Source organism: Flagellimonas allohymeniacidonis, from assembly GCF_004296335.1.
In the GTDB taxonomy this organism is placed as follows: domain Bacteria; phylum Bacteroidota; class Bacteroidia; order Flavobacteriales; family Flavobacteriaceae; genus Flagellimonas; species Flagellimonas allohymeniacidonis.
This window is the reverse complement of the sequence record NZ_SGIU01000002.1, coordinates 201085-225308: the sequence shown is the minus strand read 5'-3', so window position 1 is coordinate 225308 and position 24224 is coordinate 201085. Positions and strand designations below refer to the sequence as shown.

At 41.9% G+C, this 24224-nt stretch carries 27 protein-coding genes; 19 read left to right on the top strand and 8 right to left on the bottom strand.

Annotated elements, in window-relative coordinates; translation table 11 throughout:
- Window positions 1-3 precede the first annotated feature (3 nt).
- The 4 genes from EW142_RS09360 (at window position 4) to rlmN (ending at window position 3867) form a co-directional block, all read left to right on the top strand.
- Window positions 4-330 (top strand): nucleotide pyrophosphohydrolase, encoded by a 327-nt coding sequence (locus tag EW142_RS09360; RefSeq protein ID WP_130613137.1) that lies wholly within the window; start codon window positions 4-6, stop codon window positions 328-330.
- Window positions 331-379: 49 nt separating this feature from the next.
- A complete protein-coding gene (locus tag EW142_RS09355; protein WP_130613135.1) occupies window positions 380-1609 on the top strand; it encodes a 3-phosphoshikimate 1-carboxyvinyltransferase in 1230 nt (409 codons plus the stop codon).
- 86 nt (window positions 1610-1695) lie between these two features.
- Window positions 1696-2745 (top strand): tRNA preQ1(34) S-adenosylmethionine ribosyltransferase-isomerase QueA, encoded by a 1050-nt coding sequence (queA, locus tag EW142_RS09350; protein ID WP_130613132.1) that lies wholly within the window; start codon window positions 1696-1698, stop codon window positions 2743-2745.
- An 81-nt stretch (window positions 2746-2826) separates the two neighbouring features.
- On the top strand, window positions 2827-3867 hold the full coding sequence (rlmN, locus tag EW142_RS09345; RefSeq protein WP_130613129.1) for a dual-specificity RNA methyltransferase RlmN: 1041 nt from the start codon (window positions 2827-2829) through the stop codon (window positions 3865-3867).
- A gap of 10 nt (window positions 3868-3877) precedes the next feature.
- Here the strand turns inward: rlmN and EW142_RS09340 are convergent, their stop codons facing one another.
- Window positions 3878-4372, bottom strand: coding sequence for a DOMON domain-containing protein (locus tag EW142_RS09340; RefSeq protein ID WP_130613126.1), 495 nt, complete (start codon window positions 4370-4372; stop codon window positions 3878-3880).
- A 103-nt stretch (window positions 4373-4475) separates the two neighbouring features.
- Here EW142_RS09340 and EW142_RS09335 point away from each other — a divergent pair, with 103 nt between their 5' ends.
- From EW142_RS09335 to EW142_RS09320, 4 genes are all read left to right on the top strand, one after another.
- Window positions 4476-5453: a polyprenyl synthetase family protein gene (locus EW142_RS09335; protein ID WP_130613123.1), complete on the top strand. Its 978-nt coding sequence runs from the start codon at window positions 4476-4478 to the stop codon at window positions 5451-5453.
- A gap of 109 nt (window positions 5454-5562) precedes the next feature.
- Window positions 5563-6132, top strand: a complete 570-nt coding sequence (locus tag EW142_RS09330) for an RNA polymerase sigma factor (protein ID WP_130613120.1) — start codon at window positions 5563-5565, stop codon at window positions 6130-6132.
- Between the two features lie 9 nt (window positions 6133-6141).
- Window positions 6142-6870 (top strand): hypothetical protein, encoded by a 729-nt coding sequence (locus EW142_RS09325; protein WP_130613118.1) that lies wholly within the window; start codon window positions 6142-6144, stop codon window positions 6868-6870.
- Between the two features lie 92 nt (window positions 6871-6962).
- Window positions 6963-8033 carry a porin family protein gene (locus EW142_RS09320; protein WP_130613115.1) on the top strand — a complete coding sequence of 357 codons (1071 nt, stop codon included), beginning with the start codon at window positions 6963-6965 and terminating at the stop codon, window positions 8031-8033.
- A 50-nt stretch (window positions 8034-8083) separates the two neighbouring features.
- On the opposite strand, the gene EW142_RS16895 is transcribed toward EW142_RS09320, so the two are convergent.
- Window positions 8084-8233, bottom strand: a complete 150-nt coding sequence (locus EW142_RS16895; protein WP_240740236.1) for a zinc ribbon domain-containing protein — start codon at window positions 8231-8233, stop codon at window positions 8084-8086.
- A 92-nt stretch (window positions 8234-8325) separates the two neighbouring features.
- The gene (locus EW142_RS09310; protein WP_130613109.1) at window positions 8326-8871 is read right to left on the bottom strand and encodes a DUF4442 domain-containing protein; all 546 of its coding nucleotides are present in this window, start codon (window positions 8869-8871) and stop codon (window positions 8326-8328) included.
- 170 nt (window positions 8872-9041) lie between these two features.
- Between EW142_RS09310 and dnaG the strand changes: the two genes are divergently transcribed.
- On the top strand, window positions 9042-11015 hold the full coding sequence (gene dnaG, locus EW142_RS09305) for a DNA primase (protein WP_130613106.1): 1974 nt from the start codon (window positions 9042-9044) through the stop codon (window positions 11013-11015).
- A 58-nt stretch (window positions 11016-11073) separates the two neighbouring features.
- Here dnaG and EW142_RS09300 read toward each other — a convergent pair whose 3' ends face one another.
- The gene (locus EW142_RS09300; protein ID WP_130613103.1) at window positions 11074-11703 is read right to left on the bottom strand and encodes a response regulator transcription factor; all 630 of its coding nucleotides are present in this window, start codon (window positions 11701-11703) and stop codon (window positions 11074-11076) included.
- A 166-nt stretch (window positions 11704-11869) separates the two neighbouring features.
- The gene (gene nadE, locus EW142_RS09295; protein WP_130613100.1) at window positions 11870-12658 is read right to left on the bottom strand and encodes an NAD(+) synthase; all 789 of its coding nucleotides are present in this window, start codon (window positions 12656-12658) and stop codon (window positions 11870-11872) included.
- Window positions 12659-12723: 65 nt separating this feature from the next.
- On the opposite strand from nadE, the gene gldB reads away from it, so the two are divergent.
- Together gldB and gldC are read left to right on the top strand one after the other, a co-directional pair.
- Window positions 12724-13716, top strand: a complete 993-nt coding sequence (gldB, locus tag EW142_RS09290) for a gliding motility lipoprotein GldB (RefSeq protein WP_130613097.1) — start codon at window positions 12724-12726, stop codon at window positions 13714-13716.
- The gene (gene gldC / locus EW142_RS09285) at window positions 13717-14052 is read left to right on the top strand and encodes a gliding motility protein GldC (RefSeq protein ID WP_130613094.1); all 336 of its coding nucleotides are present in this window, start codon (window positions 13717-13719) and stop codon (window positions 14050-14052) included. It begins immediately after the preceding gene.
- Window positions 14053-14081: 29 nt separating this feature from the next.
- Here gldC and EW142_RS09280 read toward each other — a convergent pair whose 3' ends face one another.
- Window positions 14082-14387, bottom strand: a complete 306-nt coding sequence (locus tag EW142_RS09280) for an antibiotic biosynthesis monooxygenase (RefSeq protein WP_130613091.1) — start codon at window positions 14385-14387, stop codon at window positions 14082-14084.
- A 68-nt stretch (window positions 14388-14455) separates the two neighbouring features.
- Between EW142_RS09280 and EW142_RS09275 the strand changes: the two genes are divergently transcribed.
- Window positions 14456-14833 carry a GTPase gene (locus EW142_RS09275; RefSeq protein WP_130613088.1) on the top strand — a complete coding sequence of 126 codons (378 nt, stop codon included), beginning with the start codon at window positions 14456-14458 and terminating at the stop codon, window positions 14831-14833.
- Here the strand turns inward: EW142_RS09275 and yihA are convergent.
- Entirely contained in the window at window positions 14826-15440 is a 615-nt protein-coding gene (gene yihA / locus EW142_RS09270; protein ID WP_130613085.1) for a ribosome biogenesis GTP-binding protein YihA/YsxC, read from the bottom strand. The two genes, EW142_RS09275 and yihA, sit on opposite strands and share 8 nt — an antisense overlap.
- A gap of 5 nt (window positions 15441-15445) precedes the next feature.
- On the bottom strand, window positions 15446-16210 hold the full coding sequence (locus tag EW142_RS09265; RefSeq protein ID WP_130613082.1) for an alpha/beta fold hydrolase: 765 nt from the start codon (window positions 16208-16210) through the stop codon (window positions 15446-15448).
- Between the two features lie 261 nt (window positions 16211-16471).
- Between EW142_RS09265 and EW142_RS09260 the strand changes: the two genes are divergently transcribed.
- The 7 genes from EW142_RS09260 to murD are packed head-to-tail and all read left to right on the top strand — an operon-like array spanning window position 16472 to window position 24223.
- On the top strand, window positions 16472-16927 hold the full coding sequence (locus EW142_RS09260) for a division/cell wall cluster transcriptional repressor MraZ (protein WP_130613079.1): 456 nt from the start codon (window positions 16472-16474) through the stop codon (window positions 16925-16927).
- Window positions 16920-17822 carry a 16S rRNA (cytosine(1402)-N(4))-methyltransferase RsmH gene (gene rsmH / locus EW142_RS09255; RefSeq protein ID WP_130613076.1) on the top strand — a complete coding sequence of 301 codons (903 nt, stop codon included), beginning with the start codon at window positions 16920-16922 and terminating at the stop codon, window positions 17820-17822. Before EW142_RS09260 ends, rsmH begins: the two co-directional genes overlap by 8 nt.
- A 52-nt stretch (window positions 17823-17874) precedes the next feature.
- The gene (locus EW142_RS09250) at window positions 17875-18192 is read left to right on the top strand and encodes an FtsL-like putative cell division protein (protein ID WP_130613073.1); all 318 of its coding nucleotides are present in this window, start codon (window positions 17875-17877) and stop codon (window positions 18190-18192) included.
- Window positions 18192-20201 carry a penicillin-binding protein gene (locus EW142_RS09245; protein ID WP_130613071.1) on the top strand — a complete coding sequence of 670 codons (2010 nt, stop codon included), beginning with the start codon at window positions 18192-18194 and terminating at the stop codon, window positions 20199-20201. The genes EW142_RS09250 and EW142_RS09245 overlap by 1 nt, the downstream gene beginning before the upstream one ends.
- Entirely contained in the window at window positions 20198-21661 is a 1464-nt protein-coding gene (locus EW142_RS09240) for a UDP-N-acetylmuramoyl-L-alanyl-D-glutamate--2,6-diaminopimelate ligase (protein ID WP_130613068.1), read from the top strand. The genes EW142_RS09245 and EW142_RS09240 overlap by 4 nt, the downstream gene beginning before the upstream one ends.
- A gap of 6 nt (window positions 21662-21667) precedes the next feature.
- Entirely contained in the window at window positions 21668-22888 is a 1221-nt protein-coding gene (gene mraY / locus EW142_RS09235; RefSeq protein WP_130613065.1) for a phospho-N-acetylmuramoyl-pentapeptide-transferase, read from the top strand.
- On the top strand, window positions 22889-24223 hold the full coding sequence (murD, locus tag EW142_RS09230; RefSeq protein WP_130613062.1) for a UDP-N-acetylmuramoyl-L-alanine--D-glutamate ligase: 1335 nt from the start codon (window positions 22889-22891) through the stop codon (window positions 24221-24223).
- The last annotated feature ends 1 nt before the right edge of the window (window position 24224 follow it).

Here is a 24224-nt window from a genome sequence, read left to right as displayed (position 1 = left end):
ACAATGGACATCAAGAATGCGCAGAAGGCTGTAGATGAATGGATTCAAAATCATGGAGTGCGCTACTTTAACGAACTTACCAATATGGCCCAATTGACCGAGGAGGTTGGTGAGGTAGCGCGCATCATAGCACGCCGTTATGGTGAACAAAGCGAAAAAGATTCCGATAAAGCCAAAGATTTGGGAGAAGAATTGGCCGATGTACTCTTTGTAGTGCTCTGTTTGGCGAATCAAACGGGAATTGATTTGCAACAGGCCTTTGACAAGAAGCTGGATTTAAAAACAAAACGGGATCACGACCGGCATCAAAACAATAAAAAGCTCAAATAATTTATATTTGGGCTTTTAATTTTTGGATTAATCCGTAAGCTACGCACTTTTGAATCTTAACCTTTCCCTACTTCAGGAAAAACATATCAATCAAGAGATACAAATAACCGGCTCCAAAAGCGAGACCAATCGCCTTTTGTTGTTACAAGCACTATTTCCAAACATTCAAATTGAAAATTTGTCCAATTCCGATGATGGTTCTGTGATGCAGCTCGGGCTGAGTAAGAATTCGGGTATGGTTGATATTCACCATGCTGGTACTGCCATGCGCTTTTTAACAGCTTATTTTGCCTCACAGGAAGGAAAGAACGTGGTACTCACTGGTTCCACCCGAATGAAGGAACGGCCCATCAAGGTATTGGTGGAGGCCCTGCGGGACTTAGGAGCAGATATTGTCTATGAAAACAACGAAGGCTATCCTCCATTAAGAATTTCAGGTAAGAAACTAAAAGGCTACAAAGTAAGCCTTCCGGCCAATATCAGTAGCCAATACATTTCGGCCCTTCTTTTGATTGCGCCAAGTCTGAAATATGGATTGGAACTTCTTCTCGTTGGTAAAATCACTTCGGTACCCTATATTAAAATGACCTTATCACTTTTGGAAAGTATAGGGGCGACCACCTCTTTTGAAGGAAATACCATTAAGGTGGAACCTAAAGAAAGGGTCGGCGACACCTTGATGGTAGTGGAATCTGACTGGAGTTCGGCGAGCTATTTTTATAGTATTGCTGCCTTGAGTGACGTAGGCTCCCAGATAAAGTTAGGGTCGTATAAAGCAAGCTCACTTCAAGGTGATAGTGTGCTATCAAAGTTGTACGAGGACTTCGGGGTGGAGACCACCTTTTCGGAGAACCAAATCACCCTTACGAAAACCAAGGAAACAGCTTCCGCATACATCGAATACGATTTATCCAATGCCCCGGATACGGCACAAACCATTGCCGTAACCTGTTTTGGAATGGGCCTTGGATGCCACCTTACAGGCCTCCATACGCTTCCCATAAAAGAAACAGACCGACTTGACGCCTTAAGGGTGGAGTTGACCAAGCTTGGTGCCGAGGTTGATACGGATGAAAACAGTCTCACCTTACGTCCCTCAAATGGGATTGTGGAGAATGTTGCGATTGACACATATAATGACCACAGAATGGCCATGGCCTTCGCTCCTTTGGCTCTAAGAACCTCATTGTTCATCAACGATGCCGAGGTGGTTTCAAAGTCCTATCCCGATTTCTGGAATGACCTAAAAACCTTGGGAATAAACATTAAAGAAGTATAACCGAATTTAATCGCCCAATTACTTGACATCCCCTATTTCGGGATTGTATATTTGCCATCTTTCAATAAAAACCAAAAAAAGCCTAGATGAAATTATCAAACTTCAACTTTGAGTTGCCCAAGGATTTATTGGCCGAATATCCTGCCGAAAACAGGGATGAGTCCAAACTAATGGTTATTCACCGGGAAACAGGTAAAATTGAGCATAAAATGTTCAAAGATCTTATCGATTATTTTGATGAGGGAGACGTAATGGTGCTCAACAATACAAAGGTTTTCCCAGCAAGGCTTTATGGTAACAAGGAAAAGACCGGGGCGCGTATTGAGGTATTTTTACTTCGTGAGCTCAATCAAGAGCAACGTCTGTGGGATGTTTTGGTAGATCCGGCCCGTAAAATCAGAATTGGAAACAAATTGTACTTCGGTGAGGATGAAAACCTTGTAGCCGAAGTAATTGACAATACCACCTCTAGAGGACGTACCCTACGTTTCCTATATGATGGATCGTATACCGATTTTAGAAGAAAACTCCGTGAGCTAGGTGAAACTCCCCTCCCAAAGTATATTAAAAGGGATGTAGAGCCAGAGGATGAGGAAAGATATCAGACCATCTACGCCAAATATGAAGGCGCAGTAGCAGCCCCAACTGCTGGATTGCACTTTTCCAAGCACTTGTTAAAACGATTGGAAATCAAAGGAATAGATTTTGCTGAGGTAACACTTCATGTTGGGTTGGGAACTTTTAATCCGGTTGAGGTGGAAGACTTGTCTAAGCACAAAATGGATAGCGAAGAGCTGGTGATTGATGAAAAGGCGACCGATATTGTCAATCGGGCGAAGAGCAATAAAAAGAAAGTCTGTGCAGTTGGGACCACAGTGATGCGTGGTTTGGAAAGTGCTGTGTCTTCCGAGCACACTTTGAATACTTTTGAGGGGTGGACGAATAAGTTCATTTTCCCTCCGTACGACTTCAGCATTGCGAATTGTATGATTACCAATTTTCACCTTCCAAAATCGACGCTTTTGATGATGGTTTCGGCTTTCATCGGGCACGATTTGATGAAAAAGGCATATAAACAGGCGATTCTTGAGCAATACCGATTCTATTCCTACGGGGACGCCATGTTGATTCTGTAGAAACCAACAAATATGTTTTATAGTATCCCGCTGTTTACCAAATTGGATTCAGCGGTTTTTTTTGTGGCTATCTTTGCAAAAATGAATGTAAGAAAGAAAGACATACGGGCGCTTACCAAAGATCAACTGAGAAGTTTTTTTGAGGGAAAAGGAGACAAGGCCTTTAGGGGTAACCAGGTCTACGAATGGTTATGGCAGAAGTCGGCACATTCTTTTGAAGATATGACTAACATTTCCAAGGAAACCCGAAATATGTTGGATGATAACTTTGTTATCAACCATATCAAGGTGGACCAAATGCAACGTAGTTCTGACGGTACCATCAAAAATGCCGTTAAGCTTCATGACGATTTGATAGTGGAATCTGTGTTGATTCCAACCGATACCCGAACTACTGCCTGTGTTTCAAGCCAAGTTGGATGTAGTCTTGATTGCAAATTTTGCGCCACAGCGCGATTAAAAAGAATGCGAAACCTGAACCCTGATGAAATTTATGATCAGGTGGTTACAATTGACAACCAAAGCAGACTATACTTAGATAGACCATTAAGTAACATTGTTTTTATGGGTATGGGCGAACCCCTTATGAACTATAACAATGTTTTAAAGGCTATTGATAAAATTACGTCTCCGGAAGGTCTGGGCATGTCGGCAAAGCGAATTACGGTGTCCACTTCGGGAGTGCCAAAAATGATAAAGAAGATGGCAGATGAACAGGTGAAGTTCAAACTCGCGGTATCGCTGCATTCTGCAATTGATGATGTTCGTACCTCCATTATGCCATTCAACGCTACTTTTCCGCTCTCCGATTTAAGAGAAGCCCTGCAATATTGGTATGCGAAGACCAAAAACCGAATTACGTATGAATACGTAGTTTGGAAAGGAATCAATGACACCCAAGAAGCGGTGGATGCCTTGGTCAAGTTCTGCAGGTTTGCTCCCTCTAAGGTCAACCTTATTGAATATAACCCTATTGATGAAGGTGAATTCCAGCAAGCTGGGGATGATGCCTTGGAAATGTATCAAAAAACATTGCAGTCCAATGGTATTACCGTTACCGTTAGAAGATCTAGAGGTAAGGACATTGATGCCGCTTGTGGCCAACTGGCCAACAAAGCATAATGTTTTGCTGCTATAAGGTTATCTGTACATGTCTTCGCATCCTAGAGTGATGGTCAAAGTCATCCTCCATGCTATAGGCACAAATAAGCCATAGCTTTTTTCCCGCGCTCAAATCTTTGTGGTATTCGTCAATGGCCTTAATTGGGAGGGTAAAAGATATGGTGGTAATTCCGTTCTTATCCTCTCCTGTAATGTCCTCTATTTGTGATTTTGATCCTAAGGTCGCCACGGGTTTGGGATTGCCGGCACTAACCACATAAAAATCCTCTGCAGTGGTCTTTGAGCCTTGAACTCCCACCATAATTAGATTACTTCCCACGATGTTGTTTTTGCCATTAAACCCCAAAGCCACCCACCCATCATCGGGGGCAGAGGCTGTGAACCTAACCCGGTCATTTTGATATTCCCAAGAAATTCTCATGCGCTCAACCTGAATTTCTTGAGAAAAACAAGAGAGTGTGAATAGAGGGCCAAGGAATAAAACAAGGGTGAAGATTTTTCTCATGGATTTCGTTTTTTGATTTCAGTACTCCAAACTAAGGCTTAATCCATTATTTTGTTCATAACGAGCCGTTAAAAACGTTCGGATAAGTATCTTTGAAAACACGATGAAGATTGTCTCGCAAATTAGGGAACCCATTGAACATGAAATGGAACTTTTTGAAGAAAAGTTCCTCCAATCCATGTCCTCCAAAGTGGCATTGTTCAATAGAATCACCTATTACATTATAAACCGAAAGGGCAAGCAAATGCGCCCTATGTTCGTTTTTTTAACCGCCAAATTGCTGAATGATGGTGTGGTGGATGAACGAACTTACTCTGGTGCTTCTATAATCGAGTTGATACATACGGCAAGTCTTGTACATGATGATGTGGTCGACGATAGCCATAAGCGTCGAGGATTTTTCTCCATCAACGCACTGTGGAAAAATAAAATCGCCGTTTTAGTTGGGGACTTTTTATTTTCCCGGGGTGTTTTGGTGGCCCTGGAGCATAAAAATTATGATCTGCTCCATATCATTTCAAATGCTGTGAGGGACATGAGTGAGGGAGAACTTCTGCAGATTGAAAAAGCACGATTACTCGATATTACCGAAGAGGTCTATTACGATATCATACGCCAAAAGACAGCTACCCTAATTGCCGCATGCTGTAGCATGGGAGCCTGTTCGGTAAAGCCAGATACCGAGCATGTGGAAACCTTTAGGAAGTTTGGGGAACTTTGCGGAATGGCCTTTCAGATTAAGGACGACCTATTCGACTATGGAGCTGAAAAAATTGGAAAACCTACAGGAATTGATATCAAGGAACAAAAAATGACCTTGCCTTTGATTTATGCACTGAATCAAAGTGATAAACAGCAAAGACGTTGGTTGATCAATTCCATCAAAAACCATAACAAGGACAAAAAGAGGGTTAAGGAAGTCATCGCCTATGTTAAGCAAAAAGGAGGGCTGGATTATGCAGTAACCAAAATGCTGGCTTTTAAGGATGATGCTTTGTCCTTATTGCAAAATTACCCTGATTCAGATTACAAAACTGCCCTTACCTTGATGGTCAACTATGTGGTAGACCGAAAAAAATAAAATCTATTTTATTCTATATCAGTGGATTGGATAAAACTTTCCCCATCTGGACAACCATTTGGATAATGTGCTCGTCTATCTTTATAGAGAATTAACCGGGAACCCTTTTTTGAAAATTATCACATTACATAAAAACGAAAAAAGCTGGATAAAAAAGGCCGTGGCAGGCGATCCAAGGGCTTGTAGGACAATTTACGAGAACTATGCCTCTAAAATGCTGAGTGTATGCCGACAATATATTCGGGATTTGCAGTTTGCAGAGGATGCCATGGTCAGTGGTTTTACTAAGGTATTTCAAAACTTGGGCTCGTTTGAACATCGTGGAAGTTTTGAAGGATGGGTCAGACGCATCATGGTTCGAGAATGTATTTCGTTCTTGCGCAAAAGACAATTTGTGGTCTTTGATGATGAAGTCTATGAGGCCCAATATGCGGAAGCGAAAACAAGTTCCGGAATATGGGAAGATGATATACAACAACAAATTGATGCCTTGCCGCAGGGATACAAGATGGTTTTTTTGCTCTATGCGGTGGAAGGGTACAAGCATCATGAAATTGCGGACATGCTGAAGATTTCTGAGGGCACTTCCAAGTCGCAGTTGTTCAAAGCACGGAAAATGCTTCAAGAAGGATTAAAATTAAAAGGAATTTCTTCCTCTTCGAAATTTGGAGGAAGTTAGAAAAGGGATATGGAAAAGCTGGATAAATACATTAAGAAGAAATTAGAGGAGCGCAGGATTCATCCATCGGAAGAAGCATGGAATAAAATTGGAGGAAGTCTTCCCGTGCACAATCGTCCAAATCGAAGCAGAAAATACATTTGGGCCATTGCAGCCAGTTTTATTGGGGTTCTGTTCCTGTCGGTATGGCTTTCACGTGAAAACCAAGGCGTAGATATACCCGTCGAAGTAGTCAACAAAGAAAAACCACAAAAGAAAACTATACCTGAAAAAAATAGCATTGCTGACCTTGAAAAGGAGGAAATATCGAATCTGCCACATGAAGAACAGCCAAAAAGTCAATTGGAAGGGGTCTTTGACCAAGACCCCTTGGTTGAAGTGACCGATAATGTTGACCAACCTAATGCTATGGTGAAGCAACCCCTTAAGGATTCTGTAGTCGAGGCACCAGTAGACGTGATTTCCTTAAAGGCAGAAGAAGTATTGGCGCAAGTGGAACTCTTGGAACGAACCAAAGCAATAGAGGTCACCGATGCTGAGGTGGATTCGCTCCTTCGCACCGCACAAAAAGAACTTTTGGCCACCAATCTTTTCAATAAAAAGGGTAAAGTTGATGCCATGGTCCTGTTGACAGAGGTGGAAGACGAATTGGACGGGTCGTTTCGAGATCAAATTTTTGATGCTCTTAAGGAGGGCTATCTAAAACTTCGCACTGCAGTAGCCGACCGAAATAAATAAGTAAATCATCAATCAAAAGACCTTTTTGATTTCCATACCTCCCCGTACTTAACAGGGAGGGTGGGAACAGAAGGGGTAAATCAATCAAAAAAATGAGAACAATCGCACTTTTTATGGCTTCTTTAATTTTATTTCTTCTTAGTGAAACCCTCCAAGCCCAAAGGAGGTATGAAAAGAAGATTGAGGTTTTGGAAGCTCAAAAACAGAAGATTACCCAACAAGAAAAAGATGCCTTGAAACTTGAAGTAAGAGACATCAATAGGCGCTTGCAGGATGGCGATATCACTTCTGAAGAGGCTCAACTTCTGAAAGAAAAAGCTGCTCAAAAAAGAGCATTGAACATAGAGAATCGCATTGCCATAGTGGAGAATCAAATTGCCCTTTTGGAAAGAAATGAGGGCAAGACCTTGATTTCCATTGAAGCCGATACCATAAGCGAGGACAGAATACGTTTTGGAGTGGATATTGATGGCAAACCAGCTTTTTCCTTTCGGAACAAGCGCTGGAAAAGGGAACTCAAGTATGATCGCCGAACCTATTCTGATTTTGTGTTGGCCATAGGGTTGAACAATGCCATTATCGAAGGGCAATCATTGGATAACTCTCCCTATAAAATAGGAGGGAGCCGTTTTTTTGAGATGGGTTGGCAATGGCGCACCCGGGTCTTTCGAAATTCGAATTTCATGAGATTTCACTACGGTTTTTCTTTTCAATTCAATGGATTGAAACCAGATGACAATCAAGTTTTTGTCCAGAACGGGGATCAAACTACCTTGGAAGAGTTCGAGTTTGAACTAGACAAATCCAAACTTAGAATGGATAATTTAGTTTTTCCGGTCCATTTTGAATTTGGGCCCTCAAGGTTTCGCGAATCTGAAAACAGTATCCGGTATTCCATTCAAAACCAGTTCCGTATAGCTGTTGGAGGCTATGGTGGTTTCAATTTGGGTACACGTCAGAAACTGAAATATAATCAAGACGGCGAACGGGTCAAGGATAAATTGAAGAGAGATTACAATACTAGCGATTTGATTTATGGATTAAGTGCCTATATGGGGTTTGATGGGGTATTGTTATACCTGAAATATGACCTTAATCCCATATTCAAAGACGCCGATATTGAACAAAACAATATCTCCCTAGGCCTTCGGTTTGACCTTTAATCTCGATGTCACATCGAGCTTAGTCGAGATGTGACATTTTTTGTTGGGAATCATAACGATTCAATAGCCTTTTCCATTTCTTGAGTGAATTCCTCTTTATAAAATACCCTTTTGCAATGCGAACATTCCACAAAGTGGGAAGTATTAATGGTAAATAGGGGAAGCCAAAATAAATGAAAATAATTAGGCTGGGACACCATGGAGAGTGTGCCCAACTGATGGCAATGCGGGCAGGAAATATTGTGCATTCTTTGGGTCTTGGCCTTGCCTGGTCGTGTTCCGAAGAATAGAATCATACTGTATTTTCTATGGGTTTGTCCTTTCTAAGTGCCCGCTTTTGTCTATAGTGGGATTTGTCTGCCACGTACATCGTTTTTCGAACTTCGCAATAAATTATGGATTGGTCCTTGTTTGTGAGTAGGGTACTTTTTACAATGTCTAGTTCCTTTTGTTGGACAATTCTGGTCTTTATGTTTTCCAACTCTTCCAAAGTATAAGTAAAATAAGCATACAAGTGTTCTCTGGCTGGTCGCTTGAAAAAAATCTCTGCAGATTTATCCCATACCACATAGTCATCACCCAAAAGATTCATTAGCTGAACCATGGGAAAGGGATCCACCGCCGCGAACATACTTCCCCCATAAATGGAATTTACATAATTCCGGTTTTTGTAGCTGATGGGAAGTTTAACGGCTACTTTCAACAAGTCTTTGGATACGGTTGTCACTCTGGCCGTGCTCCTACGATACATCGGTGATAGGTTAAATCCATATTTGAACAATAAATGTTTGGCCCCATACTTGGAACCTACTTCCGCCAGTTTCTGATAAAAGGACATATTTCTAAATTAAATATCGAATTCAAAAGCTTCTTTGGGTCTAACGAAGATAACGATTTCGACCCCGTTTCTTTTTTAACAACTCCCAATTGATTGTTCAAAATGCCAGCAGGAATCTATTTCCTAAATCTTCTTTTTAGTTACCTTTAACCACTGTTTGTTTTTAAGTATTGATTTCAAAAACTACCATAGACCAAGTATACGAGACCGCCCGTTTGGAGGAGGTTATTGGTGATTTTGTCCAACTGAAAAAGTCAGGTTCGAATTTTAAGGGTTTAAGCCCTTTTACCGATGAGCGCACCCCTAGTTTTATGGTTTCGCCGGTAAAGCAGATTTGGAAGGATTTTAGTAGTGGAAAAGGCGGAAATGTTGTGGCATTTTTAATGGAGCATGAGCATTTTACCTATCCCGAAGCCATTCGATATTTGGCCAAAAAATACAACATTGAAATTGAGGAGACCGAAAGGACAGATGAAGAGAAAGAGCAGGCCAATGAGCGGGAAAGTATGTATTTGGTCTCCGAATTTGCCCAAAAATACTTTGTAGAGACCCTATGGGAAACCGAACCAGGAAAAGCTATAGGACTCACCTATTTTAAAGAGCGTGGGTTTAGTGATGCGACCATCAAAAAGTTTGGACTGGGCTACAGTTTGGACCAATGGGAGGCATTTACCAAAGCAGCTTTGGAAAAGTCCTATCAATTGGAGTTTTTGGATAAAACCGGATTGACCATCGTTAAGGAACAAACGGATGGAACCTCCAAAAAATTTGACCGATTTAAGGGGAGAGTGATGTTTCCTATTCACTCTATGAGCGGACGCGTTTTGGGATTTGGTGGACGAATTTTGACCAACGATAAAAAGGCGGCCAAATATTTGAACTCTCCCGAGAGTGAAATCTATCATAAGAGCAAAGTGCTCTATGGCATCTATTTTGCAAAACAGGCCATCGCCAAGGAAGACAACTGCTATTTGGTGGAGGGCTATACCGATGTCATCCAAATGCACCAAAAAGGGGTGGAAAATGTGGTTTCCTCAAGTGGTACGTCCCTAACACCGGAGCAAATACGCCTAATCAATAGGCTGACCAAAAACATAACGGTTCTGTTTGATGGTGATGCTGCCGGATTAAGAGCATCCCTTCGAGGAATCGATTTGATTTTGGAACAGGGCATGAACGTAAAGGTGTGCACTTTTCCTGAAGGGGAAGACCCTGACAGTTTTGCCAAAAACAACACCTATGAAGACTTGGCGCTCTATTTGGAGGAGAATGCCAAGGATTTCATTCAGTTTAAGACTTCGCTACTGGCCCAAGAAGCTGCTAATGACCCTATAAAGAGGGCAGATACCATTCGGGACATCGTCAACAGTATTAGCAAAATACCCGATCGCATCAAAAAGGAAGTCTACATTCAGGAGTGTGCCAAACTTTTGCAGATTTCAGAGGAGGTCTTGTATAACACCTTGGCTCAAATCGATAAGAAAGATAGGGTAGAGGCTGGAAAAAAGCTGAAGCAAGAGCAAAAGGCCTTTGAGGTGGTTAAAAATGAGCCGGTGGTCGAGAAAGTGGATGTGCTCTATGAACTGGAACGAAAGATAATTGAGATGCTGTTGCTCTATGGGGACCAAAAACAAGAATTTGAAGATTTGGTGCTTAAGGAAAATGAAGAAGGAGAACTTGCCTTGGAACCCGAAGTGGTGGAGGCAAAGGTGTATCAAAAAGTATATCTGGACCTTCAAGAGGATGAGATTGAAATGACAAACGATCATTTCAGGAATATTTACTACATGCTCATTGGGGATCTAAATGAGAAGGAAGAGTTTACTGTAAATGGGTTTTTATCTGGTCTGGACCAAGAAATGGTAAGCGAGGTTTCCTCCATATTGATGGAAAATGAACGCTATATGCTTCATGATTGGGAACGCAAAGATATTTATCCCAAAGAAAGGGAAAAAGGGGTCGCGCAACTGGTAGGAGAGACCATATTGACATTGCGGTGCAATCTGATTAGGGCACGCATTCAGGAACTTCAATCCCAAACAGAGGGCCGTAAAGAGGACAATTCTGAGGTTTTGGAGGAAATAATGAATTACTTACGACTCAACAAACTATTGAACGCCAAGTTGAATAGGGTACTATCCTAAAACACAAAATCCCGGGCTAGGCCCAGGACTTTCTATCATTTAAATAAAATTCAAATTCTTAATACAACTCCAAGGCCTTGGCTTGCTGTAGCAAATCTACCAGATTGTCCACATTGAGTTTTTTCATTAGCCTTGCTTTGTAGGTGCTTACCGTTTTTTCGTTAAGATTTAAGCCTTCGGCTACTTCTTTGTTACGTTTTCCGCTGGCCAACAATTTCAATACCTCCACTTCTCTTGAAGAGAGTCTTCTGAAAAATCTTCTTGGCTTTTGGGTGCCTTCATCAAAAGCAAGACGTTGGGCAAGCTCGTTGGTAATGAACATGTTTCCTTCGCTTACTTTCTTCACGGCCGTAATGATGTAATCTAAATCGGCTCTTTTGGAAAGATAACCGAATGCTCCTGAACGAATCGTGCTAAGGGCATATACATCTTCCGACTGTCCACTGTACATCAACGGCTTTACATCGGGGAAGTCCTGCTTCAGTTTTCTGAGCGTGGCAATTCCGTTGATTTCAGGAATATCCATCTCCAAAATAACCACATCGGGGGTAACCTTTTCCAATACTTCGAACAGCTCACCTGTTGTAGAAACGTCTGCAATCACCTCAATTTCAGAGCTGGATTCCAGAACCTGTTTAATGCCAAGTCGAACTATGGGATGGTTGTCAGCGATTAATACTTTTATCATTTGGTTCGGGTTTAATTAAAATAATACGAGTTGTTAGTACTTATTTACTTACGTGGCGTAGCGGGCAAGTTAACAATTTCGTGATGTAAAAGTGTCATTTTTTTCTTAAAACCTTAAAATTTCTGAGGTTTTTTTCGTCTTATGCTGGGTTTTCATGGACAAAATGCTATTTCAGCTGCTCAGGAATTTCACAAATGGGAATAGGAATCATCTTATGTTTGTTCGCAGTATTAAACTTTTTATAAATACTGAATACTTCCCTTTGCCTGTCAGAAAAATCATCAATGATCCTCCCCTTATCATCCATCTTCATGGCCCATTCCAACTCAGGGTAGGAAGCTCCTATTTGGTCTTCATCCGTTCTGTGGTCTCCCCAAAGGCCGTCAGTAGGTGGGGCATCCATAATATCTTGGTTTACGCCCAACACCCTGCCTAACTCGTAAACTTCTGTCTTTAATAAGTCCGCTATGGGACTTAAATCCACACCACCATCCCCATATTTGGTATAAAATCCAATACCAAAGTCTTCAACCTTGTTCCCAGTGCCTGCCACCAAATACCCTTTTAGGGCGGCAAAATAGTAAAGGGTGGTCATTCGCAATCGAGCACGCGTATTGGCGAGCGACATAAAGCGTTCCTCCTCATTTTCCACTGTTGGCAACGCAGCTACTAGACTATCGAAAACCGAAGTAAGGTTTACAGGTTGCCGTTTTACATTTGGGAAATGCTCCATTAGCCAGTTAATATGGGCATCTGCCCGAGTAACCTGATTTTGTCCCTGGTGAATGGGCATCTCAACGCACAAGAGGTCAAGACCGGTCTTTGCACATAGGGTAGAGGTGACTGCAGAATCGATTCCACCTGACACACCTATCACAAAACCTTTTATTTTGGCGTTATTGGCGTAGTCCCTTAGCCAATCAATAATATGTGCTATTACCTTTTCTGTTTGCATACCTAACTTTTAGATTCAAAAATTTACCTTTGTGCCCTGTAAATTTAAACGGTGTGGTCCTAATAATGAAGCGGTCTTTAAAATTCTTTAATCCATTTGCACATTGGGCGCCAATTTTATGGATTCTTTTGGTGATTGTGAGTTGTAGGGAGGTTGATAAAAGGGAAGAAGAAATTGCCAAGTTGGATATTGATTTGAAAATTTCAAGGTTTGATCGAGAGTTTGCCAATGCCACACCAGACCAAATACCCGAATTAAAGTCAAATTACCCTTATTTGTTCCCAGAACAGTTCCATGATAGTGTTTGGGAAGCTAAAATGGCCGATACCCTTCAGGTAGAAATAGCAGAAGAGGTGGATAAGGCATTTGGCAGTTTTGATAATGAAACCGACGAGCTTGAATCCCTGTTTAGGCACATGAAGTATTACTTTCCGGAAAGCGAAGTGCCTCATGTGGTCACCTTGACTTCCGATGTGCGATACGATTCGAGGGTGATTTTAACAGACACCCTACTATTATTGGGTTTGGACAATTATTTGGGAGAAGACCACCGTTTTTATCGAAGCATCGCCAGGTATGTTGCCAAAGCACTCGACAAGAAATACTTGGCTTCCGACGTAGTTAGTGCTTTTTCCAAAAAGGTTATCAAATACCCCAGAAATCGAACTTTTTTATCAAGAATGGTTCACTATGGAAAGGAGCTATATATAAAGGATAAATTGTTGCCTACAAATACAGATGCCCAAAAGATTGGATATACCGAGGAGCAAATGGATTGGGCCCAAGCCAATGAAGAGGAGATATGGCGCTATTTTGTAGAAAGGGAACTGTTGTATAGCACAGCCTCTGACCTGGATCGTCGTTTTTTGGACCCCGCTCCCTTTTCCAAATTTCAGCTTGAGCTGGATAATGAATCGCCAGGCCGGTTGGGCAGGTATGTGGGATGGCAAATTATTAGAGCGTTTGAAGCTAGGAATCCCGATGTTGGGTTGAAAGCACTTTTGGCCATGTCGGCCGATGAAATATTTAAAAAATCAAACTACAAACCAAAACGATAAATGGCGGTAGAACATACATCTGAAATTAAACTGACTGTTGGTCTTGATGAAAATAGAGTACCCGAAGAGCTAGCTTGGTCAGCCCAAGATGGAGGCATCGATAATGAAGAGGCAAAAGCTATTATGCTTTCTGTATGGGATAGTAAAAACCAAGAGTCCCTAAAGATTGATCTATGGACCAAAGATATGCCGGTGGATGAGATGAAAATCTTTTTTCATCAAACCTTGGTGACCATGTCGGATACCTTTATGCGAGCCACCCAAGATGAAAAGATGACCGCGACCATGAAGGATTTTTGCGATTACTTTGCTGAAAAATTGGAATTGAACAAGTAGTTCATCCATTAATTGCCTTTTGATGTTGATTATCCTTCGGCGAAAACGTCGTAGTGGGTCACTTTTTTCGGAAACTCAATGAGGTATTTTTTGTCCTCGGGATAGTACTTGGCTTTCTCAAAATCAGCTCCTGCAAAATTTTTAATGACCTCTAGATTCTTCCAGATGGTAATCAATTCGAAATGGGCAAATTGTTGGTCATCCCTTTGTAAGAAAATCAGTTTTACAAAACCTTCGGTTTTTGCATAATCGGGAACCGCTCTTTCTTGCATAAAAGCTTTATACACTTCGCGATGTTCGAGTTTGGTCTTTCCCTTCCAGATTCTGGCGATCATGTTTAATTTTTAACCAAAATACCAAGTCTGGCCATCTTTCTTGAGGAAAACGAATGTATTTTTAACACATGGAAAAGAAAATTCGTGAAAAACTCATCTTTGTTTACAATGCCAATTCAGGAGCTCGAAATGCGATTTTAGACAGTATGCACAAAGTATTCAGTCCAGCTACGTACGATTGTAATCTGTGTGATATCACCTTTGGCGTGGTTTCTGAAAACCGAGCTTGGAAAAAATTCCGAAAAGAGCATTCAGCAGATATGATGTTTTTGCATAAGGATGAATTTAATAAACAATACGCCTCAAAATTTGGATATAAGTTCACCTATCCCCTTGTGCTTGTTGAAGGGGAAAGGGGTTTGGAAGTATTTATTTCAACAGATGAATTGAACCAGCTCAAGACCTCAAAAGAATTGATTGACCTGATAACCACCAGAGTCAGCTAGTGGCTTTGTGGAATTCTTGATTGATAACTCCAATGTAATCCAAAAGCGCTTCCCGGCCTGCCCGATTGGTTGATGACGTAATAAAATGGGGCGGAGCCTCTTCCCAGGCCCCATCCAAAAGTGTTTTTAAATACGCCTGGACTTGGGAATCAAGGATGGCAGGTTTGAGTTTGTCCGCCTTGGTGAAAACAATGGCAAAAGGTATTTGGTGGGTACCTAGCCATTCCATAAATTCTAAATCTATAGGTTGTGGATCATGGCGAATATCAACCAAGACAAAAGCACTTACAAGTTGTTCTCGTTTTTGAAAATACTCGGTTATATATTTCTGGAAGGTTTTCTTATCCTTTTTGGACACCCTTGCATAACCATACCCGGGTAAATCGACCAAAAACCAATTTTTATTGATTTTAAAATGATTGATCAACTGTGTCTTGCCAGGCCTTCCTGAGGTTTTGGCCAAGTGTTTTCGTTCCGTGAGCATATTGATCAGCGAAGATTTTCCAACATTGGAGCGTCCTATAAAGGCATACTCCGGTAGGGGCTCCTTGGGACATTGGGCCACGTTGGAATTGCTCATTACAAACTCGGCCGAAGTAATTTTCATAAGGTTTAGAAATTGCGCTTGTCAAGCCAAGCTTCCAGAATTTTGTTGAATTCCTCTGGGTGTTCCATCATCGGGGCATGACCACATTTTTCAATCCAGAACAACTCAGAATCGGGGAGAAGCTCATGGAATTCTTTGGCAACATTGGGAGGTGTTACGCTGTCATTTTCTCCCCAAATGATACAGGTAGGGGTTTGCATATGCGGCAAATCTTTCGACATATTGTGTCGAATGGCACTTTTGGCAATAGCCAAGGTCTTTACCAATTTCATTCGATCGTTTACCGTGGCAAACACTTCATCTACAATTTCCTTGGTGGCCACCTCAGGGTCATAAAACACATCTTGGGCTTTCTTTTTGATGAATTCGTAGTCACCCCGTTTAGGATATCCGTCGCCCATGGCACTTTCATAAAGCCCAGAGCTTCCCGTGATCACCAAGGCCTTCACCATTTCAGGAAATAACTTGGTGTGCAAAAGCCCAATATGTCCCCCAAGGGAGTTTCCCAACAAAATGACATCCTTAAGGCCTTTAAATTCAATGAATTCCTCCAAAAACTTAGCAAAGTTTTTAACGGTGGTCTTCAGCATGGGCATATCATAGATGGGAAGTTCAGGTATCAAAACTTGGTACCCTTTGGTTGGAAAGTAGTCCGTTACCCCCTTAAAGTTGCTCAGCCCGCCCATCAAACCATGAAGAATGATCATGGGCTTTCCTTCGCCTCTTTCTATATACCTGAATTTGCCTTCACTTTTGATTTGGTCTTCCATCTAAAGTTAGTTGGTACTCGGAGGGCAAATATAGGCAATTCATATCATAAAGATTTGGGCTCGGGCTAGGTCAAAAAGATGCCCTTTAAAAACCATTTCTGCGTAAACCGAAACCTTTTGATGGAAAAACGCATTTAATGGAAGGGTTCCTGTATTTCATCGATAAAAGTGGATTTTTATTAACAAAAGTGGAGCTGAGTGGAGAAATGTGGAAATAAAATCTATATATTTGAGTTATAGTTTCTAACCAATTGATTTCTAGTGACCCATATCATTGGACAACATGATTGTAAAGCTGACACCAAAGGAAGGGTGATTTTACCTATTTCCCTAAAGAATCAGTTATTACCTGTTCTAAAAGATGGATTTGTTATCAAGAGATCTGTTTTTCAGCAATGTTTGGAACTATATCCCAAAGTTGAATTTGATGTATTGATGGAGAAGGTGAAGAAGAAGGGCAAGATCAATCGCAAGTACGATGCCTTCGTGAGAAATTTTGTGGCAGGCATGAAAGAGGTTGCCATTGATGGTGATACAGGGCGGCTTCAGATTCCTAAAAATCTTGCGGACTATGCGGAGATTGAAAAGGAAGTCGTGCTCAATGCGGTTTTTGACAAGATTGAGATCTGGAATAAGCAGAAGTACGAAAAAGTGCTGGCTGATGGCGAGAAGGACTATGCAGATTTAGCAGAAGAGATTTTTGCTGACGATGACTAGGGAATATCACAATCCGGTGCTCTTGCAAGAGTCGGTTGACGGATTGAATATAAAACATGATGGAGTGTATGTGGATGTCACCTTTGGTGGTGGTGGACACTCCAATGAAATATTGAAGCGGTTGGGGGAAAACGGAAAGTTATTTGCTTTTGACCAAGACGAGGACGCCTTGGTCAATGCGATTGACGATGCTAGGTTTCAATTGATCAATCAAAACTTTAGATACCTCAACCAATTCTTGAAGTTCTATGGCATTCATGAAGTTGATGGAATCTTGGCAGATTTTGGGGTTTCCTCGCATCAGTTCGACAAAGCTGAACGTGGTTTTTCCATACGGTTCGATGCTGATTTGGACATGCGTATGAACCAGAGCCATGATTTATCTGCATATGAGGTGGTGAACACCTATCCACAAGATGACTTGGCCGGGGTACTTTTTCATTATGGGGAATTACGAAAGGCCAGGCCAATAGCTGAGATGATTGTACAAAGCAGAAAATCCGAACCCATACGCACCACACAGCAACTAAAGCAGATATTGGCTCCATTTCTACCAAAAGGAAAGGAGAACAAAGTTCTGGCGCAGATTTATCAAGCCATCCGTATTGAGGTCAATCAAGAAATCGAAGTGCTTAAGGAGTTTCTTCTTCAAGTTCCAAAGATTTTGAAAAAAGGCGGAAGGCTCAGTGTTATCAGCTACCATTCTTTGGAAGATCGCTTGGTTAAACGATTTATTCGCGATGGCAAGTTTGAGGGCGCTGCGGAAAAAGATTTTTTCGGCAATGTGGATGTGCCGTTGAAAAAAATAGGTGGCCTTGTGGTTCCATCAGCAGAAGAAATAGCAGGGAACAGTAGGGCCCGAAGTGCTAAGCTTAGAGTGGCTGAACGAATTTGAAATCAAAATTCAACGCAGTATCGATTAAGGCACATAACAGGAAGAACACGAAATGAAAAGGGGATTATTGGACATTTTAAAAGGAAAGTTTTTGGTGAGCGGAGATGCCCCAAAAAACTGGATGTTTCTTTTGTTTGCCTCTTTTTTGGCGGCTCTTATGATTTCCAGTAGTCACTATGCCGATAAAAAAGTCCACGAGATAGCAGCCCTAAATGAAGAAGTTAGAAAACTTAGAAGTGAGTTCGTCGAAGGTCGATCAACGGTGCAGCAGATGAGGTTGGAATCCTCCATTCGCGAGTCCTTATCCAATGCTGGACTTAAGCCATCCATAAATCCTCCAAAAAAAATCAAAGTTAAATCTGAAGAATAATGGCGATTTCGGAAAAAAATATCATGAATCGATTGTACTTGGTGGCAGGTGCACTTTTCGTGTTTTCTGCGGCCATTGTGTTCAAGTTGGTCGATATCCAAATGATCAAAGGGGAGGACTATAAGCAGTTGGCTTTGAACAAGACCGAAAAAATGTTCACTATTGAACCCAATCGTGGGAATCTTTATTCGGAGGATGGAAGTCTGTTGGCCGCTTCTGTACCAAAATATGAGATTCGTTTCGACGCCAAGACGGTTTCCCAAGAAAACTTTGAGGCGTACGTTCCAGCTCTATCCGATTCGTTGGGGAGTCTGTTCGGCAAGCCTTCCTCGTATTACCGACAACTGTTCAGAAAGGCTAGGGCCAACGGAAACCGTTACAAATTGGTGGCTCGCAACGTGGACTATTTGGATTACGTCCGAATAAAACAATTTCCACTTTTTGGATTGGGCCCATACAAAGGTGGATTTATCGAAACCCACAGAGTGGTTCGCGAATATCCCTTGGGGAAAATGGCGGCACGCAGCATCGGCTATGAGCGTGTTGACGAAAACGGTTATTTCACTCGAGTGGGCTTGGATGGGGCTTTTGGAGAGCACTATCTGCGAGGAAAGGAAGGCAAAAGACTTAAACAGAAGATTGCTAAAGGCCAATGGAAGCCTGTTGGCTTGGACAATATTGTTGAGCCTCAAGATGGTCAAGATGTGGTGTCAACCATCGATATCAATATTCAAGACATTGCGCACCATGCATTGTTGGGCCAATTGGAGAAATATAAGGCCGACCATGGAAGCGTGGTGGTCATGGAGACAAAAACAGGAGAAATAAAGGCCATTTCCAATTTAGGAAGAACCTCGGAAGGCAAATACTATGAAAAGCTAAACTATGCTGTTGGGGAATCGCATGAACCCGGTTCGACCTTCAAATTGATGTCGCTGATTGCGGCTTTGGAGGACAAGGTGGTGGATACTAGTACGGTCGTGGATACCGAAAAAGGGAGGTATCGCGTATATGACCGAACCGTAAAGGACTCTAAATGGGGCGGCTATGGAAAAATATCGGTTTCCGAAGCTTTTGCGGTTTCATCCAACACTGCTTTTGCCAAGATCATTCATGAAAATTATAAAGAGCAACCTGAAAAGTTTGTAAGCCGGTTAATGAATATGGGCCTACATAAAAAACTCGAACTTCCCATTATTGGAGAGGGTGAACCTGTGCTGCGATACCCGGGAGACAAGGGTTGGTCTGGAATTTCATTGGCTTGGATGTCCCATGGCTATGAAGTTTCAATGACACCCTTGCAAACGTTGGCTTTCTACAATGCCATTGCCAATGACGGGATTTTCATAAAACCTAGACTCATAAAAGCCGTAAGGGAAGGTAGTAAGGTGGTGAAGCGGTTCGATAAGAAAATCATCAATCCCACCATTTGTTCAGATGGAACTGTGAAAAAGGTACAACAACTGTTGAAGGATGTAGTCGAAAAGAAATACGGCACCGGTCATGATCTCTATTCCAAGAATTTTAGCATGGCAGGAAAAACGGGAACATGTCAGAAGAATTATGTGGCAAAAGATCCTGAAAAGTTGGCTTACATCTCTTCCTTCGTGGGGTATTTCCCTGCGGACAATCCCAAATATTCTTGCATTGTGGTTATTCACGAACCCGATAAAAGCGTAGGGTACTATGGAGCCGATGTCTCAGGCCCTGTTTTTAAATCAATGGCACAAAAAATTTATACCTCCTCGCCGGTAGTGGATGAGGTGAACGGGGAAACAAAGGAAATCCAGCATTTGGATGAGGCCTATCAACGTTATTTCGCCCATGCTCAAAAAAAGCATAATACCATCCCAAATTTGAAAGGTATGAGCGGTATGGATGCGGTTTCTCTCCTCGAGAATCTTGGTATTCAAGTTGAAATACGGGGCAATGGAAAGGTGAAAAACCAATCAGTTAATGCAGGAACGGAAATACAAAAGGTCAGAAAAATAGTGTTGGAACTTTCATGAATCTATTAAAGGACATATTATACGGGGTAAGCCTGACCGCAGTTAGTGGAAACACAAATGTAATGGTCAACCAAATCCATTTTGACTCTAGAAATGTTGAGATGGATGATGTTTTTGTGGCAATTCGTGGAATCTTGACCGATGGGCACAAGTATATTTCAAAAGCTGTGGAGTCTGGTGCCAAAGCGGTCATATGTGAGGAATTTCCTGAGCTACTGGTCAATGGCGTCACCTATTTAAAAGTTTCCAACAGTAATAGTGCCTTGGCCATTATGGCCAACAACTACTATGACAGTCCTTCTAAAAACCTGAAACTTGTTGGCGTTACTGGAACCAATGGTAAGACTACCGTTTCTACCCTGTTGTATAACCTTTTTAAAAATGCTGGGTATAAGGTGGGGCTTCTTTCCACCATTAAAGTTATGGTTGATGATCAAGAGTACCCCGCTACCCATACGACTCCCGATGTTTTGGCAATTAATCGGTACCTATCGTTGATGAATGAGGAGGGGGTAGAATTCTGCTTTATGGAGGCCAGTTCACACGGCATTCACCAAAAGAGGACGGAAGGTTTGCACTTTGCAGGAGCAATTTTCACCAATCTGTCCCATGATCACCTCGATTACCACAAAACATTCGCAGAGTACAGGGACACCAAGAAAAAGCTTTTTGACGACCTACCTAAAACGGCATTTGCCCTTAGCAATTCTGACGACAAAAACGGCGGCGTAATGCTGCAAAACACCAAAGCAAAAAAACTTACTTATGGCCTTAAATCTTACGCAGATTTTCGAGGCCAGATATTGGAAAAACAGTTTAGTGGACAACTGTTGAAAATTGATGATAACGAGCTATGGACCAAACTAATTGGTGATTTCAACGCCTATAACCTTTTGGCGATCTATGCCACAGCTCACATTTTGGGATTGGAAAAAATGGAAATCCTGCAGCTGATAAGCGAGCTTGAAACTGTGGATGGAAGATTTCAGTATTTCATATCAAAAAACAAGATAACGGCTATTGTTGATTATGCCCATACACCGGATGCACTCAAAAATGTATTGATTACCATCAATGCATTGAGGACTGGAAATGAAAACGTCATCACCGTAGTGGGGTGTGGTGGTGACCGAGATAAGTCGAAGCGTCCGGTTATGGGTCATATCGCATCCGAAATGAGCGATCAGGCCATTTTCACATCAGATAACCCTCGCTCAGAGCCACCGATGGAGATCATTAAGGAAATGGAGGCTGGGGTGGAACCTCAAAACTCAAACAAAATATTATCCATTGAAGATAGACGCCAGGCCATAAAAACAGCTTGCAAATTGGCGGCTTCCACAGATATCATATTGGTGGCCGGGAAAGGGCATGAAGCCTATCAAGAGACTATGGGTGTGCGGGTAGATTTTGATGATTTTGAAGAAGTACAAAAGGCACTGACCAACTTGAATAAATAAAAGTAGATGCTATACTATCTGTTTGAATATTTAGAGCAACAATACCAACTTCCAGGAGCTGGACTATTTCAGTTCCTGACATTTCGTTCTGCTATGGCGGTGTTGTTGTCCCTTTTAATTGCTGTTGTTTACGGAAAACGGATCATTCTTTTTCTACAAGCCAAGCAAATAGGCGAGAGTATCCGAGATTTGGGCTTAGAGGGACAGACACAGAAGGCAGGTACCCCCACCATGGGCGGCTTGATCATTATCATGTCCACCTTAGTTCCGGTATTGCTGTTTGCCGACCTAAAAAACATCTATGTGATTCTTTTGATTCTAACCACCGTGTGGATGGGCATCATTGGCTTCATTGATGACTATATCAAAATTTTCAAGAAGGATAAAAAGGGGTTAAAAGGACGCTTTAAAGTTATCGGTCAGGTGGTTTTAGGCCTATTGGTCGGCTCCATTCTTTATTTCCATCCCGAAGTTACTATTAAGGACAAGGATACCACGCGAATCACTGAAAATTTTAAGGTGGAAAAAGTATATGGGGAAGAAATGAAGTCCGTTAGGACCAATGTTCCCTTCTTTAAGGACAACGAATTGGATTATGCCGAATGGATTTCATGGGCGGGTGAAGGTGTAGCCGACTATGCCTGGTTGATTTTTATTCCAGTGGTTATTCTTATTGTCACGGCGGTCTCCAACGGAGCCAATCTGACTGATGGAATTGACGGTCTGGCAGCGGGATCTTCGGCAATAATTGTATTGACACTCGGAATTTTCGCCTGGGTATCGGGTAATATCGAGTTTTCGGACTATCTGGATATTTTCTATCTGCCTCGTGCTGGGGAATTGGTGGTCTTTATTGCTGCGTTTGCAGGTGCCTTGGTCGGATTTCTTTGGTATAATGCCTATCCGGCACAGGTTTTTATGGGCGATACAGGCAGTTTGACGATCGGAGGGGTCATTGCGGTCATTGCCATTATAGTGCGCAAAGAACTGTTGTTGCCCATTCTATGCGGAATCTTTTTTGCTGAGTCACTATCAGTGATGCTTCAAGTGGGCTACTTCAAGCATACCAAAAGAAAATATGGGGAAGGAAAACGCATTTTTTTAATGGCTCCACTGCATCATCACTATCAGAAGAAATTATATCACGAAAGCAAAATTGTGACCCGATTTTGGATCATTGGAATCTTGTTGGCCGTGATAAGCATTGTGACATTGAAAATTAGATAGATGGCATTTTTGGTGGTGCTTGGTGGAGGCGAGAGCGGTGTAGGCACTGCCATTTTAGGAAAAAAAGAAGGGTATCAGGTTTTTGTATCCGATAAAGGGGAAATACAACCGAAATACCAAGAAGTTCTTGAACATTTTGAGATTGAATGGGAGTCGGGAAGACATTCGAAAGAGAAAATTTTGACGGCCGACCTGGTCATGAAAAGTCCGGGTATACCTGATAAAGTGCCCTTGGTACAAGAATTAATCACCAAAGGGATTCCGGTTATTTCTGAAATGGAATTTGCCTCAAAGTTTTCCAAAGCTTTGGTCATAGGCATTACCGGAAGTAATGGAAAGACCACAACAACGATGCTCACCTACCATCTGCTGAAAAATGGAGGAGTAAATGTGGGAATGGCCGGTAACATTGGTGATAGTTATGCCAAAATGGTTGCAGAGACCAGCCATGAACATCTGGTTTTGGAAATCAGCAGCTTTCAACTGGATGGCATTGTTCAGTTTAAGCCGCACATCGCTATGATAACCAATATTACGCCTGATCATTTAGATCGCTATGAAAACAAATTTGAGAATTATGTCGCCTCTAAATTTCGAATAGCGATGAATCAGGATGAAAATGACTATCTGATTTATGATGCCGACGACCCAGTGATTTGCGAAGGATTTGCAAAGCACCCCGTTCAATCCAAATTACTGCCCTTCTCTCTGAAAGAGAAACAGGAGACAGGAGCATGGCTTGAAAATGATACAATAAAGATAAACGTAGAACATAAAACCTTGGAAATGAGCACAGATATTTTGGCCTTGGAAGGTCAACACAACGTAAAGAACACGATGGCAGCAAGTATGGCCGCGCTTTTGGTCAATGTGCGCAAGGAGGCTATTCGAAAAAGCATTCAAACTTTTCAGGGAGTTCCGCATCGTTTGGAAAAGGTTTTAAAAATCAACCATGTTGAGTACATCAATGATTCCAAGGCAACCAACGTAAATGCAACCTATTATGCCCTCGATGGAATAAAAAAACCCATTGTATGGATTGTTGGGGGAGTGGACAAGGGCAACGATTATACCGAGCTTATGCCTTTGGTACGGGAAAAAGTAAAGGCCATTATTTGTTTGGGGATGGATAACACAAAGCTAAAAGAGGCTTTTGGCAGTGTAATCGACCTAATGGTCGAAACCTACTCCATGGAAGAAGCCGTAAAAGTGGCCTATAAAATCGGAGAACGCGGAGATGCTGTTTTGTTATCGCCGGCATGTGCCAGTTTCGACCTTTTCGAAAATTACGAGGACAGAGGAAATCAATTCAAAGCTGAAATCAAAAAACTATAGT